8 protein-coding genes are annotated in these 16,370 nt (G+C 66.6%); 5 read left to right on the forward strand and 3 right to left on the reverse strand.

Translation table 11 applies throughout. The features are described from left to right. Positions 1–90 precede the first annotated feature (90 nt). Both AB0B01_RS17195 and AB0B01_RS17200 read right to left on the reverse strand, forming a co-directional pair. Positions 91–1,512 carry an NF041680 family putative transposase gene (locus AB0B01_RS17195; protein WP_361719103.1) on the reverse strand — a complete coding sequence of 474 codons (1,422 nt, stop codon included), beginning with the start codon at positions 1,510–1,512 and terminating at the stop codon, positions 91–93. A gap of 35 nt (positions 1,513–1,547) precedes the next feature. Next, the gene (locus AB0B01_RS17200; protein ID WP_361719106.1) at positions 1,548–2,048 is read right to left on the reverse strand and encodes a GNAT family N-acetyltransferase; all 501 of its coding nucleotides are present in this window, start codon (positions 2,046–2,048) and stop codon (positions 1,548–1,550) included. A gap of 201 nt (positions 2,049–2,249) precedes the next feature. Here AB0B01_RS17200 and AB0B01_RS17205 point away from each other — a divergent pair, with 201 nt between their 5' ends. Genes AB0B01_RS17205 through AB0B01_RS17215 form a run of 3 tightly spaced genes read left to right on the forward strand, consistent with a single transcriptional unit; the run spans position 2,250 to position 4,306 of the window. Beyond that, positions 2,250–3,104 carry an IS5 family transposase gene (locus AB0B01_RS17205; protein ID WP_361719005.1) on the forward strand — a complete coding sequence of 285 codons (855 nt, stop codon included), beginning with the start codon at positions 2,250–2,252 and terminating at the stop codon, positions 3,102–3,104. Further along, positions 3,101–3,505, forward strand: a complete 405-nt coding sequence (locus AB0B01_RS17210) for a hypothetical protein (protein WP_361719008.1) — start codon at positions 3,101–3,103, stop codon at positions 3,503–3,505. The genes AB0B01_RS17205 and AB0B01_RS17210 overlap by 4 nt, the downstream gene beginning before the upstream one ends. A 30-nt stretch (positions 3,506–3,535) precedes the next feature. After that, on the forward strand, positions 3,536–4,306 hold the full coding sequence (locus AB0B01_RS17215) for a transposase (RefSeq protein ID WP_361719011.1): 771 nt from the start codon (positions 3,536–3,538) through the stop codon (positions 4,304–4,306). Positions 4,307–4,842: 536 nt separating this feature from the next. Here the strand turns inward: AB0B01_RS17215 and AB0B01_RS17220 are convergent. Further along, positions 4,843–7,854, reverse strand: a complete 3,012-nt coding sequence (locus AB0B01_RS17220) for a DNRLRE domain-containing protein (protein ID WP_361719014.1) — start codon at positions 7,852–7,854, stop codon at positions 4,843–4,845. Positions 7,855–8,303: 449 nt separating this feature from the next. Between AB0B01_RS17220 and AB0B01_RS17225 the strand changes: the two genes are divergently transcribed. After that, complete coding sequence (locus tag AB0B01_RS17225) at positions 8,304–15,905, forward strand: ricin-type beta-trefoil lectin domain protein (protein ID WP_361719017.1); 7,602 nt, start codon at positions 8,304–8,306, stop codon at positions 15,903–15,905. After that, on the forward strand, positions 15,902–16,255 hold the full coding sequence (locus tag AB0B01_RS17230) for a hypothetical protein (protein WP_361719020.1): 354 nt from the start codon (positions 15,902–15,904) through the stop codon (positions 16,253–16,255). Before AB0B01_RS17225 ends, AB0B01_RS17230 begins: the two co-directional genes overlap by 4 nt. The last annotated feature ends 115 nt before the right edge of the window (positions 16,256–16,370 follow it).

Genomic DNA, 16,370 nt, shown 5'->3' on the forward strand with positions numbered 1-16,370 from the left:
CCGAACACCCCAGGCGGGACGACACGCTCTGCAGTCAACGACTCAGCCATGCCCGCAGCCACACTTCTGCAACGCCCTTTAACTTGTCGTTTATCCAACGCGCCGTGGTTTGGTTCCCACCTTGTGATGGATAGGTCGGCTGTATGCCTGGCCGGTGGCGAGGACGCGTCCCACGTCATAGCGGGTGGCCGACCGCCGGTTCTTCGAGCCGGGCGGGCGCCCGGGGCCGGGCCGGGAGGGTTTCGGTGCACGCGCTGGCGACGGTGTTTTCTCGCGGAGGTTTCTGAACCCTCGCCGGACCCTTGCCGGGGTGAGCTTGTTCGGTGGCGTCGGCCTTTCCCATGGTCGCCGGAGATCGGTGGCCAGTGGGCGGGCAAGACGGAGCTGAGTGTGGGCGACGATCACGAGCCACGTCCAGCGGTCTGCCGCAGCGGAGTCACGGAGGCGAGGCTTCGTCCATCCCAGGGTCTGCTTGAAGAGGCGAAACGTGTGCTCGATGTCGAAGCGTCGAAGGAAGGACTGCCAGCAGCGGTCGACGTCCTGAGCCGTGGCTGCGGTGGCGGACCACCAGAGCCAGACCAGCTTGTTGACTCCTCCCGAGGGCAGTTTCTCGACGGCCAGGCGGATGACGGTGCCCTCGATGATGGGCAGTGGCCCGTCGTGGTCGAGCCAGGCCGCCCGGCGGGTGAGCCGGGGATGGAGCCGGTCCCAGGCTTGCGCGGTGGCTCTTCCATAGAGCCGGGTGTCCGTGGTCGTCACGGTCTGCTCGGTGCCCCACGTAGAAGGGTCGCCGAAGACGAACTCGCCGCCGTGCTTGGGCGGGCGCCCGCCTCTCGGGTCGTAGACGCGAGGTGGTGTTGGCCGTCGCATGACCCGGTCGGACCGGAGCCGCCCAAGGATTTGCACCGGCAGGCCGGACAGGAGGTGAGCGATGCGAGGTGCGTCGTATCCGGAGTCAAGGACGACCAAGATCTCCGGGTCCCCTTCCCGCCACTGGCCGGCGGCGATGAGCCGCTCGGTGACCTCACGGATCTGGGCGGTGGTTACGGCCGCGAGATCGGCGCCCGGCTCCAGCCGGATGGCGTCCAGAACGGCGATCCAGGAGGTGCGGCCGGTCTCCAGTGCGGCCACGACCGAATACGGCCAGCCAGGGATCATCCGGTGCTCGTTCTGACCCCGGCCGTATGTGTGGCAGAAGGAACGGTCCGGGCAGGTCGCGGCGTCCGGCCGCAGCCAGGGCGATACGTCGACGGCCAGGACCAGCCTGCCCTCCGCCGCTCTCGGCAACGGCAGGCCGGCCAGGGCCCGACGGAGCCGACCGAAGTCGATCCGCCCCTGGTTGAGCCCGCCGTACAGGGCTCCGTGACCCCGCCGGTGTTCTGGCGCGAGTGCGAGATCCACCAGCGTTTTGACAGGGCCCTCCGTGCAAAGGAGGGCATCCGTCAGCTCGAACAACGCGTCCGAGCGACCAGTGAGGCACCCATAGAAGTCCGCCCGGAACCGCGACAACATGGCCAGCGACTCACCCCGGCCACCGGTCAGAGGACTCACCCCGCGCCGCCCTGCCCAACCTCGACCTGCAGCAGACGCGGAGAGACCTCGAAGCCATGACGGGAGTACGCCGAAACCGCCCGGTCGCTGGAGTGAACAGTCACCCGTTCAAGACCGAGGTCCCTTGCCCACGCCAAGACCGCCTCGATCAGCTCGCCGCCCAGGCCGCGGTCGCGCTCATCCGGCACGACGTACGTGCACTGCACGTCCCCCGACATCCGCTCGAACGCGCGCGGATGCGGCACACGCTGCGTGATCGCCAGCCAGGCCATGCCGATCACAACGTCGTCACGCACCATCACCAAGCACCGATGCGAGGACTCGGTCTCCCGGGCCCATGCAACGAACCGGGGAACGAACTCGTCCAGCGTGGTGTCGGGCGTTCCGTAGAGCTCCTGCACCCACCGCCACCGCAACTCAGCGACGGTGGCTAGCTCATGGGGCTGGGCAGGGCGGTAAGCGATGTCATCCACGGCTTCATCCTGGCGCAGATTCATCCGCACGACGGCCGCTTCCACCACTCCGCAACATCAGAGCGGCAGCCCAGGGTCCCGCTTCGTTAAACGACAAGTTTAAAGCTTGTTGCGGAAGCCTAAGAGGACGTTAAGTCCCGTTATCCATGGTTCGTGATCACTCGTTCGTGTGGTCGTGATCCGTACTGGCGTGCTGGATGGAGCTCGGATGATCTTCTGCGGCGTATGGAGAGACCGGCGTATCCGAGCGACATGACGGACGAGCAGTGGGATCTGGTCAGGCCGATGATCGAGTCGTGGAAGCAGGGGCGGGTGGCGCGGTCGGCGACGGGGGATCCGGGCTCCTGTGATCTGCGGGAGGTCGTGAACGCGATCTTCTACCAGAACCGGACGGGCTGTCAGTGGCGCTACCTCCCGCACGACCTGCCCGCGTGGTCGGCGGTGTTCTACTACTTCACGCTGTGGCGCCGGGACGGTCTTGACCAGCGAATACAGGAACTCTTGCGCTGCCAGGTGCGGGAGAGGGCCAAGCGATTAGAGGACCCGTCCCTCGTGGTCCTCGACATCCAGTCCGTCCGTGCGGCGGCCGGGGTTCCCAAGACCACCACGGGTCTGGACGCGAACAAGAAGACACCGGGCCGCAAGCGCGGACTCGTGGTCGACGTCCTGGGCCTGATCATCGGGGTCGTCGTGCTCGCCGCCTCCGCGCACGACAACGCCGCCGGCACCGCCCTGCTCACCCAGGCTGCCGAGCGGTGCGGCAACCGTCTGGAGAAAGCCCTGGTGGACCAGGGGTTCAAGGATGAGACCGCCATCCACGGTGCCCTGCTCGGCATCACGGTCGAGACCGTGGTCCGCAACCCCGACGGCAAGGCCAAAGGGTTCGTCCCGCAGCCGAAGCGGTGGGTGGTCGAGCAGGTCAACGGCACCTTGATGCTTCACCGGCGTCTGGTGCGCGAGTACGACCACCGGCCCGACAACTCCGCCTCCCGCGTCTACTGGGTGGCCACCGCGAACATGACCCGCCGCCTCACCATGCCTTCCCCGGCCTGGCGCGACGAGATCGTAGCGGCCGCATGAACGACGACATCACCGAGCTCCTCATCAGCCTGCAGGCCGAGCACGACCGGGCCGCGGCCAGAGCCGACGACCTGCGCCGGCAGATCGAGCACCTCACGCTCGCCCTGGGCGAGGCCGAGGCCCGGCTGGTCGAACTGGCCACCGCCGGAAAGGTCTTCGCCGAGCTCGTACCCGCCACAACCGCATCCGAGCCGGCCGAGCAGTCCACCGCGTACCAGGCCATCGTGAATGCCTTCAACCAGCACCCCGACCGGGAGTTCCGGGTCCGGGACCTGCACGAACTTCTCGGTATGCCTACCGACGACCCCGCCCTGAACGTCACCCGCAGCCGCCTCGGACGCCTCACCCGCCAAGGCTTCCTCACCCAGCCCGGACGGGGCCTCTACCGGAAAGGGACTTAACGTCCTCTAAGTTCTGGGCATTCCTCCTGTATGGGTGGGGTGTTGCGGGCTGAGCCGGTGTGGGTGGAGACGTTCACGGGCTTGCGGATCGATCGGTTCGCGAAGCTGGTGAAGGTGGTTCGGGAGCGGGGCGGGAACGGTCCGGGCGGCGGTCGGCCGTGGTGTCTGCCGTTGGCGGATCGGGTGCTGCTGGTGGCGGTGTACTACCGCACGAACCTCACGATGCGGCAGCTCGCCCCGCTCTTCGGGATCTCCCCGGCCACCGTCTGCCGGGTCATCCAGCGCCTGCGGCCGTTGCTCGCGTTGGAACCGGCGCCGCGGCCGGTCGTCGACGTGGACCGGTTGTGGATCGTGGACGGAACCTTGATCCCGGTCCGGGACCGCACGGTCGGTGCCTCGTCGAGGAACTACCGGTTCTCTGCGAATGTGCAGGTCATCATCGACGCGGACAGCCGCTTGGTCGTCGCGAGCGCCCGCCCGGCGCCGGGCAACAAGGCCGATGCCCACGTCTGGCGGGACTCGGACCTGCCGGCCACGGCGGCCGGGACAACGGTCATCGCGGACGGCGCCTACCTGGGCACCGGCCTGATCGTCCCGCACCGCAGACGAGCCGGCCGTCCCCTCCTGCGCGGCCAGGAGGAGGACAACGCCGAACACCGACGGGTCCGGGCCCGCGTCGAGCACACCTTCGCCCGGATGAAGAACTGGAAGATCCTCCGCGACTGCCGCCAGAAAGGCGACGGCCTCCACCACGCCGTCCAGGCCATCGCCACCATGCACAACCTCGCCATGACACGGTGAAACAGCAGGTCAAGCACCCACACAGCCCTGCCCGAAACCGACCTTCTGCAACACCCTTTAGGTGAGTTCGAGGAGTCCGCCGAGGGTAAGGACGAGTCCTCCGAGGGACATCGCTGTGGCCAGCAATCGGTAGATCCCTGCGGACGCGATAAGCGGGGCCGGTCCCAGATCGCCTCGGGCATGCATGGCCCGTTGCCTGTTGTGGACAGCCCGGCGTGCCAGCGCCTGGGCGGTACCGCGGATGTTCAGTGCGACGGTGCCTCCGGCGGCGAGGCATATCGGGCCGGCTGTCAGTAGTACGGCGGCGAGGCTCATGAGGTACTCCTTCTGGGGTGGTGGCTGCGAAGTCGGCAGCTGTGGTGTGTGGAGCCGGCGACGCCGAGAGGGCTGTTGGATGGCTCGGGTGTGCGGTGTCGGCACGAGAGCGGCGGCCGGGTCCGAAGCCCGTACCGCCGCCACGTGTGCTGTGTTGCCGGGCTTCGTGGTGCCTGATCGGCGTTGGGTGTGTGACGGCTCGGCCGAGTCGTGGTGTGGGGTCAGCCGATGGTGAGGAAGGTGTTCCAGCCGTCCTCGTCCCGGCCGCTCGCGCCGCCGATTGCCGTCCGCGAGCCCAGGAAGAGGAACTGGTTGGCGTCGGTGCCGGTGGCCCAGACATCCGGGATGCCGTCACCGTTCGAGTCCGGGGTTCCGAGGATCATCGGGTGTTCGGCCCTGCTCCAGGAGGTGGTGGCGTAGGTGTAGTCCTGGCCGCCTTCGGCGTTGGCTGCGGCCTGCAGGGAGGTGATGTCGACGCCGCCGTTGGTTCCCGCCTTGCCCTTGCGCAGGACGAGTCCGCGGCTGGCGTTGGCGTCGTCCCGGTACAGCAGGTCCGGGATGTTGTCGCCGGAGATGTCGCGGACGCCGACGATGTCGCGGGGGGCCCAGTTGGCCGCGAGCTTCTTGTAGGAGGTGAAGCTCGCGCCGGTCCAGCCGTTGAAGAACCAGAAGCCTCCTGCGGCGTCGAGGGCGAACATGTCGGCCAGGCCGTCTCCGGTGATGTCCTCGGTGGCGACGAGTTGCCGGAAGGTTGCGGGGTCGGGCGCGCTGGCGGGGAGGATGACTTCCAGGCGGCGGGCGACGTCGAACTGCCCGGTGCCGGTACCGGGGTAGACGTACAGCTTGCCGTCCTCAGGCATACGGGCGATGAGGTCGGTGATGCCGTCACCGGGGTACCAGTCGGTGGAGTGGGCGATCAGGGCCCGCCTGCCGTTTGCGTCCTTCCAGTAGCCGGCTTCGAGGGTCTTGCCGTCTCTGACGGCACCGGGGATGTAAGCGTCGGTGTCGCCGCGCTCGTCACCGGCGTAGGTGCGCAGGTTGCCCTGGATGTCCACGGCCAGGAGGTCGGGGTGCCCGTCGCCGGTGACGTCGCCGGGCGTGTCCTGGACGGCGCCGGGGGTGACGTAGAAGAGGTACTCGGTCTGCGGGGAGATGTTGCCCGCCTTGGTGACGGTGCGGGCGTAGAGGACGTTAGGGCCTGCCGTGTTGACCTGCAGGCGGAGCTCGGCAGTGCCGTCGGCTGCCGGGACCGCTTTCTGGTCCCAGGCGGGGCGGTTCAGGCTCCACTGGTATTCGCGGATGTCTGCGGCCGTTGTTCCGTTGCCCAGGAGTTTGATCACCTGGTCCTTGGTGCCAGCCGGGTTGACGCTCCACGAGGGCGCGGGATCGTTGTCGCGGTTGGCGCCAGGGAAGTCGGTCGAGCTCACGCCCGGGGCCGGCGGGACGACGTGGTCGACGGTGAAGGTGCACCAGCCGCCGCCACCGGAGTCGAGGGGGCCGCTGCCGGACGAACCGACGCCGTCCCAGTCGACGGCGCGGGAGAGCCAGTAATACTTTCTGCCGGAGGTGAACCTGTCCAGGGGGACTTCCGTGGTGACAACGCCGTCGCTGTTGACGGGGATCCATTCGTTGTGGATCGGCTGCCCGCTGTCGGCGTCCCACACCTCGATCTGCAGCTTGTTGAGGTTGGGGAGGCCGTCGCGGTCGCTGCCCTTGACCTGGAAGGTGACGTTCGTCTTCCCGATGCTGGTGCCAGGGCCGGTGGTCACGCAGGGACCGCCCGGGTAGGTGCTCATGTTCGCAGCGATCGGGACGTCCGGCGGCGTGTTGTAGGTGATGTCGAGGTAGGGGGCGTACTCGCCGTTGGCGAGGAGCTTCTTCCAGTAGTACGAGTCTGATTCGTTCGGGGCGGCGAAGCCGAGGGAGAGCGCGCCCCACCGGCTGCTCGCCGCGTCGGCGACGAGTCCGGTGATGTCAGGGGCGACCCAGTTGTCCGGACAGGAGCTGTTGTAGCCGTAGCCGGCGGTCTCGGTCGCCACCTTCCGGGTCCAATACGAGGTCGTGTTGTTCCAGGTGCTCGACGACGTGATGTACGGCGTCGAGTAGATGTCCATGGGCTTGCGGTCACACGACCATGAGTACGTCTGAAGCGCGTACACGGCGGCGCGTTTTATCGCGGTGCCGTGGAGTTCGGTGCCGAAGTCGAAGTTGAAGATGGACCGCGACGTCCCGCCGGTGGTGGATTCGTACCCCACGCGCGCCTCGTTCGTGCCGCTGGCGTTGTAGTTCTGCCCGTTGTAGAAGCTCGAACTGCCCTCCGTCTTGTAGAGGAGGGTCCAGGCGTGCTTGTGACCCTTGAAGGAAGGGTCGAGGAAGACCGGATACACCGTCTCGGGTGCACTCAGCAGAGAGCTGTCCGGTGTGAGGGAGAGGGTGTTCTCGGCGAGGGCGGCCTTGGCGACCTCCATGTGGGCCCCCTCCGCGCCCGCCAGGCCGGCCATTCCCAGCGTGGGGTGCTGCCGGGCTGCCTCCGACGGTTTCCAGGCGAGGGCGTTGTCGGTGGTGGCGACCTTGCCTGACGAGTCCCACATCAGTGGTGACGGTGATCCTGCGACTTCCTCGCCGGCTTCGTTGCGGGCGCTGACCGCTCCGGACTCGGTATCGAGGCGGAAGGCCAGGTCGGGAGAGGACAGCCGGTACTTGAGTTCGCCCAGCAGAGGGTCGGCCGCAGCCTGCCTGTCCTTGATCACCAGCACGTGCGAGTAGCCGCCGTCCTGCGCGGTCAGCACCAGGTCGATGCCGGGCCGGACGTTCTCGTACAGCGCCCGCGACTCGTCGATGACCGGCTCGGGCAGTGCTCCGGGCCAGCTGACGACCAGCTCGTGCCCATCGGCGTTCAACCGGACCAGTTCGGTCCAGGACTCAGCGGGTGTGTCCTGGGTCAGGGTCAGCGATGTGCGGGACACCCGGCGTGAGGCCCGCGGTGTGCCGGCGCTGAAGACGACGCGCTCGTTGACGGCCTTCGGGGCGAAACCGCCGTCCACGCGCTCCAGACGGGTGTCGATCGGCTTCCACTGACCGTCGACCTTCGCCCGGATCGCGGAGGCGTAGACCTTCTTGCGGTACAGCCCATCGGGCTGTGCCCAGGTCGACGTGTTCGCGGTGCGCGCGGCCGTGACCTCGACTTCCTTGCCGGTGCGTTCGGCCTGGCGGCGTGCTTCGGGCGCGGCCACGGACGCGTCCTCGTCCGGACGCTTCTGAGGCGTGCCCTCGCCGAGCCCGTGCACGCCGACAGGCAGTGCGACGGCCAGGGCCAGCAGGGCAGCAAGGCCTCCCCAAGCCCGGCGGCGCCTGAACCAGCGACTTGGCGGCGGCGCCTCAACTTCTGCTTCGGCAATCGACGTTGGCAGGTTTTCGTCCACGGACGAATCACTGACGGACACGAGCGTACTTCTCCCCCCTCGGGCGCGCGCATACAGAGCGGCCTTCGGTGCTCACTGATGTTTTTCGGCGTTCTGCCGGAAACCTTGGGAGGCTGCAGTCGCCGTCCCTGCCTCTTGCGTGAAGAAGCGTCAGCAGAGCATGAACCATCCCGGGGACATCTTCACCTGCGCCGCAGTCCAGGCAGCATGCCATTTGCGCCCGATTAGCGCCCTTTAGGTGGATGTATTCCGCACCTAAAGTGACAAACGCCACACAGAATGTCGGAACCGTAGCTTTTCCGCCCTCGGAGCCGCAGAATCAGCTGGCTCATTGTCAGTTTTTCTGCCGACCGTGTGTCATCACCGCGGCGGCAGCTCGTGGGGGGTTAATTATGTCGCCGTTCTCGGCGAACAACTTCTGCCTGCCCGGAAGCAGGAAGGCCCGCGCGAGACGCGCGCGGCTGGCCAGACGCACCGGTGTCACCTTGGCCGTCCTGTTGGTCACGACCCTGCTTCCGATCGAGGCTTGGGCGGCGACGCCACCAGGCAGCCGCACCGCAGTACAGCTACCGGACCTGCAACCGGACCTAAAGGCCACCTTGGACAAGGTGGAAGCCGCCAAACTTCTAGGCTGGGACCCTCGACCGGCTCCGCCGTCGGCGGGCTTCGAAGCCGCAATGAAGACGCCGCCGAGCGCAGCGAGCGAACAGGTCACACTGCCGCCGACCGGCGGCGACGTGCAGGTCGGCACCTTGCCGATCAAGATCGGACAGGTGAAGGCCGAGGAGGGCACCACACCCCCTCCCGCGCCCTCGGGCACCTGGACCGTCGGAGTTCTGTCCCGCACCGCAACCGAGGCTTCCGACGTAGACGGCGCCCTGATCAAGGTCACGCCCCCAGCGGAAGGCTCCGCCCCCGCCGACGTCCAGCTGGACTACACGAAGTTCAAGGACCTCTTCGGCAACGAATGGGCGACCCGGCTGAAGATCAAGCAGTACCCGGTGTGCTTCCTCGACATACCGAGGCCCGCCGAGTGCTCCGTCGGCACGGACATCCCGAGCACCAACGATCCGGTGACCAAGACGGTCCGAGCGACCGTCGACCCGGCGTCCGTACCCGTTCAGGGCATGCGCACGATGGCCCTGAGCAGTGGCGGCGCCGGTGGTGGAGCGACCGTGCTCGCTGCCAGCGACGGTGGTGCCGGCGCAGGCGGCACCTACAAGGCCACCCCCCTTTCCCCGTCAGGAACATGGAGCGCGGGCGGCAGCAGCGGCGGATTCTCCTGGACCTACCCGCTCACCGTTCCGGCGCCTCCTGCCGGACCGTCCCCGAAGATCGCGTTCTCGTACTCTTCGCAGGCGGTGGACGGCAAGACGTCCGTCGCCAATGGCCAGGCGTCCTGGATCGGTGACGGCTGGGACTACAACCCCGGCTTCATCGAGCGGCGCTACCGCTCCTGCGCCGACGACCGCAGCACCACGCAAGGCGCACCCAACAACGACAACGCCACGGACAAGAAGAAGTCGGACCTCTGCTGGTCCGGCGACAACGTGGTGATGTCCTTCGGCGGATCGACCACCGAACTGGTGCACGACGGCAAGACGGGACAGTGGACTCCCGCCTCCGACGACGGCTCCAAGATCGAACTTAAGGCCGATGCGAGTAAGCCGAATGGCACACAGAACGGTGATTACTGGGTTCTGACCACCCGTGACGGCACGCGCTACCACTTCGGTCTGCACAACGTCGGCAACCACGCCCTCGGTGACTCCGCCACGACAGCTGTCACCAACTCCGTTTTCACCGTGCCAGTCTTCGGCAACCACCCCGGCGAGCCCTGCCACAAGGAGACCTTCGCCGACTCGTCCTGCAACCAGGCCTGGCGTTGGAACCTCGACTACGTCGAGGACATCCACGGCAACGCCATGATCATCGACTGGGCCGGCGAAGCGAACCGCTACGCCAAGAATCAGCAGTTCAAGGACAAGTCCGGCACCTACATCCGCGGCGGGTACCCCGTCCAGATTTCCTACGGCCTGCGTGCGGACAACCTCGCAGCAGCTCCGGCTGCCCGGGTCGACTTCAAGGTCGACGAACGCTGCCTGGAAGGCAAGTGCGACGACACCGCTTTCCAGTCCAAGAACTACGGAGACAAGCAGGCATGGTGGGACACCCCCGCCACGCTGTTCTGCCAGAACGACGCAGAGAGCTGCTACATCGGCTCCCCCACCTTCTGGTCCCGCAAGCGCCTCACTGCCGTCACCACGCTCGCACAGCGCACCGAGGGCTCCACGAAGCTGACCAACGTCGACCGGTGGTCTCTGACCCAGACTTTCCCCAAGCAGCGCACCGACTCACATCCCCCGCTGTGGCTGGACTCCATCGTCCGGACGGGATACAGCGCCAACGCCGGCCAGACTGGCGTGACCCTTCCACCGGTGACCTTCATCGCCAACGCCGTCGACATGCCCAACCGCGTGGCCGCCAGCATCGGCGAGAAGACGCCGGAGTTCGACCGGCTTCGCGTGCAGACCATCCGCACCGAGACCGGCGGTGAAATCTCCGTCGACTACTCCGCCCCTTGCAAGGTGGGCGACCCGCATCCGGCACCGGAGAAGAACAACAGCCTCTGCTTCCCTGTCCACTGGTCCCCCGACAGCGACCTTGAGAAGCCGCCGCTGGCCTGGTTCAACAAGTACCTGGTCGCCAAAGTCACCGAACGAGACCGCGTCGCCCGCCAGTCCAACGTGGTCACCAGCTACACCTACGAGGGCGACCCCGCCTGGGCCAAGGAGGACGACGAGTTCACCAAGCCCGAGCTGCGCACCTACAGCCAGTGGCGCGGCTACGCCAGCGTAAAGACGACGAACGGCGCAGGCACCGAGACCTCCGGCCCCGAGGCGGCCGAGCAGTCCGAGACCCGTACCCGCTACTTCCGGGGCATGTCCAAGGACGCCGGCCGCGAAGAGATCAAGGTCAAGGACTCCACCGGCACCGAAGACCTCGGCGAAGACCTGCCCCAGTACCAGGGCCGCGCCTTCGAGACCATCACCTACAACAAGGCCGGCGGCAGCATCGCCGCCCGCTCCCTGACCTGGCCCTGGAGCCAGGAGACCGCATCCCGTGACCGTCCCGGCACGACCGCCCTCAAGGCCTACCGCTCCGGCAACGCACGCACCGACGCGCTCCAGGCCACCAGCAAGGGCACCCGGACGGTACGCACGCTCTACTACCACGAGCCGAAGCAGGGCGAGCCCGACTACGGTCTCATCAACAAGGTCCAGACCGACGCCATCGAACCCGGGACCGGCGGCAGTGGCCCGAAGACCGTCAGCCAGACCTGCGCGACCACGACCTACGTCCACAACCCCGCCAACAACCTGATCGGTCTGCCGCAACAGATCCGAACCACTGCAGGCGACTGCGCCCAGGCGGGCACCGGCGCGCTGATCTCCGCCTCCCGCACCTCATACGACGCCCTCGACGCATTCGGTACCGCCCCCACCAAGGGGCTCGTCCGCCAAGTCGACACCAACGACGAGGCCGGCACCGGCTGGATCACCACCGCGCGCACCGAGTACGACACGCTCGGCCGCTCGGTCAAGGTCCTCGACGCCGTCGGCAACGCGGTGTCGACGGCCTACAGCCCGGCCACCGGTCCGGTCTACTCCGTGACCGCCACCAACGCGCTGGGGCACACGACCACGACCAAGTTCGACCCCGGCCGCGGAACGCCGCTCGAGGAAACCGACGCCAACGGGCGCAAGACAACAACCGCATACGACGAGCTTGGCCGCTCCACCGCCGTGTGGACCCCGTCCCAGAAGCCCACCGACAAGGCCGCTTTCACCTTCGGCTACCAGATCGACCCCGACAAGCTGCCGATCGTCTCCAGCGGAACCCTGCAGGACGACGGCACGTACACCAAGACCATCGCGATCTACGACGGACTGCTCCGCCCCCGTCAGACCCAAGGCGAGGCTCCCGGCGGCGGCCGCCTGATCACCGATACCTTCTACAACTCGCAGGGCGCAGTCCGGCGGACCGACAACGGCTACCACGCCGACGGCGATCCGGACATGAAGATCTATGTTCCGGAGTCGGTGACCGCAGTTCCCAACTCCACCCAGGCGGCCTACGACGGCCTCGGCCGGCCAGTTCGTACCACCACGCTCCACAAGGGCGTCAAGCAGTACTCCTCCACGGTCCAGTACACCGGTGACACAACTCTCACCCGGTCGGCCATGGACCCCGACGGTCTGAGCCCTCTGGCGGGCAGCAGAGCCAAGAGGACCTCGACCGACGCCCTGGGCCGCACCTCCGCGGTCGAGTACGCGACATCGACCGACCTCGGCAGCACCACCTGGAACAAAACGGAGTACACCTACGACCACCGCAACAAGCTGACCGCGGTCAAGGATGCAGCCGGCAACCGGTGGACGTACACCTACGACGCCCGCGGCCGCACGATCTCCTCGACCGACCCGGACACCGGCCAGTCGTCCTTCGGCTTCGACAAGCTCGATCAGCAGATCTGGGCCAAGGACTCCAGCGGACGCACTCAGTACACCGTCTACGATGCACTCGGCCGCGCGACCCAGGTCCGCGACGACTCCCCAACCGGGCCCCTCATCGCCTCCTGGAGCTTCGACACCCTTCCGGGCGGCAAGGGCCAGCCGGTCGCGTCCATCCGCTACGAAGGCACCGACCAGTTCAAGACCGAGGTGACCGGCTACGACAGCGAGTACCGGCCCACCGGCTCTCGGACCACGATCCCGGACACCCCCGCCACGAAGGGCCTCGCCGGCAGCTACGCCTCCAGCACCACCTACACGCCCACGGGCAAGGTGCAGTCCACGACCCTGCCTGCCACCCCCGGCGGCCTGGCCGCCGAAAAGCTGATCACCCGCTATAACCGCGACGGCATGCCGCAGAGCATGTCGGGCCTCAACTGGTACACCGCCGAAACGGTCTACAGCCCCTTCGGGCAGGTACTTCGCACCGCCTCCGGCAGCGCACCGAACCGCGTGTGGACCACCAACAGGTTCGATCCGAGCACCGGCATGCTCACCCGGTCCACCAGCGACCGGGAGAAGACCGGCTCCAGCCGGATCAGCGACGTCTCCTACACGTACGACATCGCAGGCAACATCACAGCGGTCTCCGACACTCGCGGCGACGGCACCACCGACCGCGAGTGCTACGCCTACAACCCCATGGGGCAGCTCGCCCACGCCTGGACCGGCAAAACCTGCGCCGGCCCCACGCTCGCCGACGTCACGCCCGGGCCGGACAGCGACGGGTTCTGGCAGGAGTACGGTTTCGACTCCATCGGCAACCGCACCCGCCTCGTCGAACACGACCTCGCAGACACGGCCCTCGACGACGAGACCGCCTATCGCTACGAGGGCACCCAGCCCCACGCGCTGACCAAGGTGGAGAAGACCACCCGCAAGCCGGGTTCCGTGGTGAGCTCCACATCCACCTACACCTACGACGCGTCCGGCAATACCACCAGCCGCCGCATCGGCGGTGACACCCAGACCCTGAACTGGGACCGCCGCAACAAGCTGACAACGGCGTCCAGCCCCGGCATCGGCGCAGTATCCGTCACCGGCCTGTCCGGCAAGTGCCTCGACGCCGAGGACGGGAATCCGTCGGCCGACACGCCGGTGCAGCTGATGTCCTGCAAGGAGAGCAAGGCCCAGCAGTGGCGCTTCACCGGTGACACCGTCCAGGCCTTGGGCAAGTGCCTGACCGCCAGGAACGGCAAGGCCGTCCTAGCACCGTGCAACGGCTCAAGCGACCAGAAGTTCACCTACCGCGCCGGCGACAAGTCCCTGTACAGCACCGCCGCCACGGCCTGCCTCGACGTCAGCGGAGGCATCGCCGCCGACGGCACGGACCTGATCTTCTACAACTGCGTCAGCGGCGCCGGAAACCAGCAGTGGACGCTTGCCGACGGTACGAGCAAGTACCTCTACGACGCCAACGGAAACCGGCTGATCGAGGAAACCGGCAGCTCCCGGACCCTCTACCTCGGTGAAACCGAAATCACCGTCAACCTGGGCGGCCAGGCCGTCGACGCCACCCGCTACTACAGCAGCCCCGGCGCCCCGACCACCGTTCGCCGCACCGGCGGCAAGACCACCGGCCACAACCTGTCGGTCCTGCTCGCCGACCACCACAACACCGCCACCACCTCGGTGGACATGGCAGGCGACCAGCAGGTCACCCGCCGCAAGTCCGACCCGTACGGCAACCCTCGCGGTGCCCAGCCCGGCAACTGGCCCGGCAGCCGTACCTTCGTCGGCACAGGCATCGACGACACCAGCACTGGCCTGACCCACATAGGGGCACGCGAGTACGAATCCTCGTCCGGCCGCTTCATCAGCGTCGACCCGATCATCGACATCACCGACCCGATGCAGATGAACGGCTACACGTACGCCAGCGGCAACCCGGTCATGAGCTCGGACCCAACGGGCCTCAAGGACGACAACTGCGCCCACTACTCCAACTGCACCGCCAACGGCGGCACGATCGACGAGTCGGACCACGAGGTACTCAAGCAACTCGGTGCATCACCTCCGACAACGAGCAGTAGCACCTCCAACAAGACCAAGAGCTGCGGCTTCTTCTCGAAGTGCAACTGGAACAAGACGGTCAACAAGACCAAGAAGTTCTGGAACGAGAACAAGGTGATGATCGTCTCGATCACCACCGAGATTGTTGTGGGAACGGCGTGCGTCGCTGCTGCGGGTGCGGCCGGCGTGGCAACAGGCGGCGTCGGCTTCGCCTTGGCAGCCGGCTGCGGAGCCATTGCAGGAGCGGCCGGCGCAGCCGTGGCCAATGCAATGGACCCGAACGCCGACCACAGCACCTTGGGCATCCTGAAGGACGAAGCCAGAGGTGCTCTCTGGGGAGCTGCGGGCGGCGCAGTGGGTGCGGCTGCCGGTCCAGCTCTCGCAGCGCTAGGTAATGCGATCGGCAAGGGAGTCGGCGCCGCCATTTCCAAGATCGGCTCCAAGATCGCGGGCAAGGGAGGCTCATGCCCCGTCGGTAACAGCTTCACCTCCGGAACCCTGGTCCTGATGGCCGACGGCTCCACGAAGCCGATCGAAGAACTCGAACCGGGTGACAAGGTCGTCGCTACCGATCCCGAAACCGGCGAAACCGTTTCCAAGGATGTAACAGCGACAATCCTCGGCGAAGGATCGAAGAACCTCGTCGAAATCAGCATCACCACTGACGGCGACACAGCCCCCACCGTCGACGTCATAACCGCCACTGACCACCACCCCTTCTGGGTCGTGGAACTCGCCAAGTGGGTCGACGCAACCGAACTCCAACCGGGCCAGTGGCTCCAGACCAGCGCTGGTACGCACGTCCAGATCACAGCCGTCAAGCGCCACGCGGCTCCGCGAGCAACAGTCCACAACCTCACAATCGCCGACCTCCACACGTACTATGTGCTGGCAGGGGCCACTCCGGTCCTCGTTCACAATTGCGGTGGTGGGACGACCGTCTATCGTGGCGTCCCAGAGGGACACCCTGGTTTCGATGCGGCGGTGGATGGCGTGGCCGTCCCCCGTGGAGGAAATGCTTCGGCGGAGTCGCACCATCTTGGTGACACCGATAGCCCATTCACCAGTTGGTCGACAAGTGAGGCAGTGGCACGTCGGGCAGCAACTAAGGGGCCGACCGGCGTTGGCGTAGTGATCAAATCGAAAGTTCCTGCTGGGCGGCCGCATGTACACAGCAATGACGAGCCTTGGGTAGAATTCAGAGGCGAGTTCGAGGTCCAAATCGAGGGAACGATGACAGGGAATGCATATCCGGCGTGGAGGGGAATGCCGTGAAGCAGGTAAGAGTTGGGGACATCGCGGAGCTGCTATCTGCGTTCCGGCCTGCGGCTCTCGTGGAGGACGTCGATCGGTTGGTTGCCGCGCTGGCCTCCGAGTCTGACAGTGTCGTCGAAGTCACCTTCCCGCCAGCCAAGGAGGTGCTTGATGTCTATAGGTACAGATATGACTCGATCGACGAAGTCCGGGATTCTCGAATCGGGTGGGAGCTCTTCTTTCCTGCCCTCGAAGATTCGGATGGCCGGGTAGGCTTGCTGTCTGTGAGAGCTGGCGAGCTGGGTGCGATCGTTCTTGTTGACGAAGCCATGGAGTTTGTATTGGCGGCTTTGATTAGGCGGTCAGCGTGATCCATGGTCCGGCCAGAATTTCCTGACAGTGAAATTCGGCGAGATTTAAGTCACTCCATCGCTATGTAAAGAATTAGCGCTCCAATTCTCGCTTGAGGGCATGTTGAAGCCCCCT

The sequence above is a fragment of the Streptomyces sp. NPDC044571 genome (genome assembly GCF_040647115.1).
Lineage (GTDB): Bacteria > Actinomycetota > Actinomycetes > Streptomycetales > Streptomycetaceae > Streptomyces.

Bases quoted from the DNA above. Each gene is read 5' to 3' on its own strand.
- AB0B01_RS17195 (WP_361719103.1), bottom strand. From the start codon at position 1,512: ATGTTGTCGCGGTTCCGGGCGGACTTCTATGGGTGCCTCACTGGTCGC.
- AB0B01_RS17200 (WP_361719106.1), bottom strand. From the start codon at position 2,048: ATGAATCTGCGCCAGGATGAAGCCGTGGATGACATCGCTTACCGCCCT.
- AB0B01_RS17205 (WP_361719005.1), top strand. From the start codon at position 2,250: ATGGAGAGACCGGCGTATCCGAGCGACATGACGGACGAGCAGTGGGAT.
- AB0B01_RS17210 (WP_361719008.1), top strand. From the start codon at position 3,101: ATGAACGACGACATCACCGAGCTCCTCATCAGCCTGCAGGCCGAGCAC.
- AB0B01_RS17215 (WP_361719011.1), top strand. From the start codon at position 3,536: ATGGGTGGGGTGTTGCGGGCTGAGCCGGTGTGGGTGGAGACGTTCACG.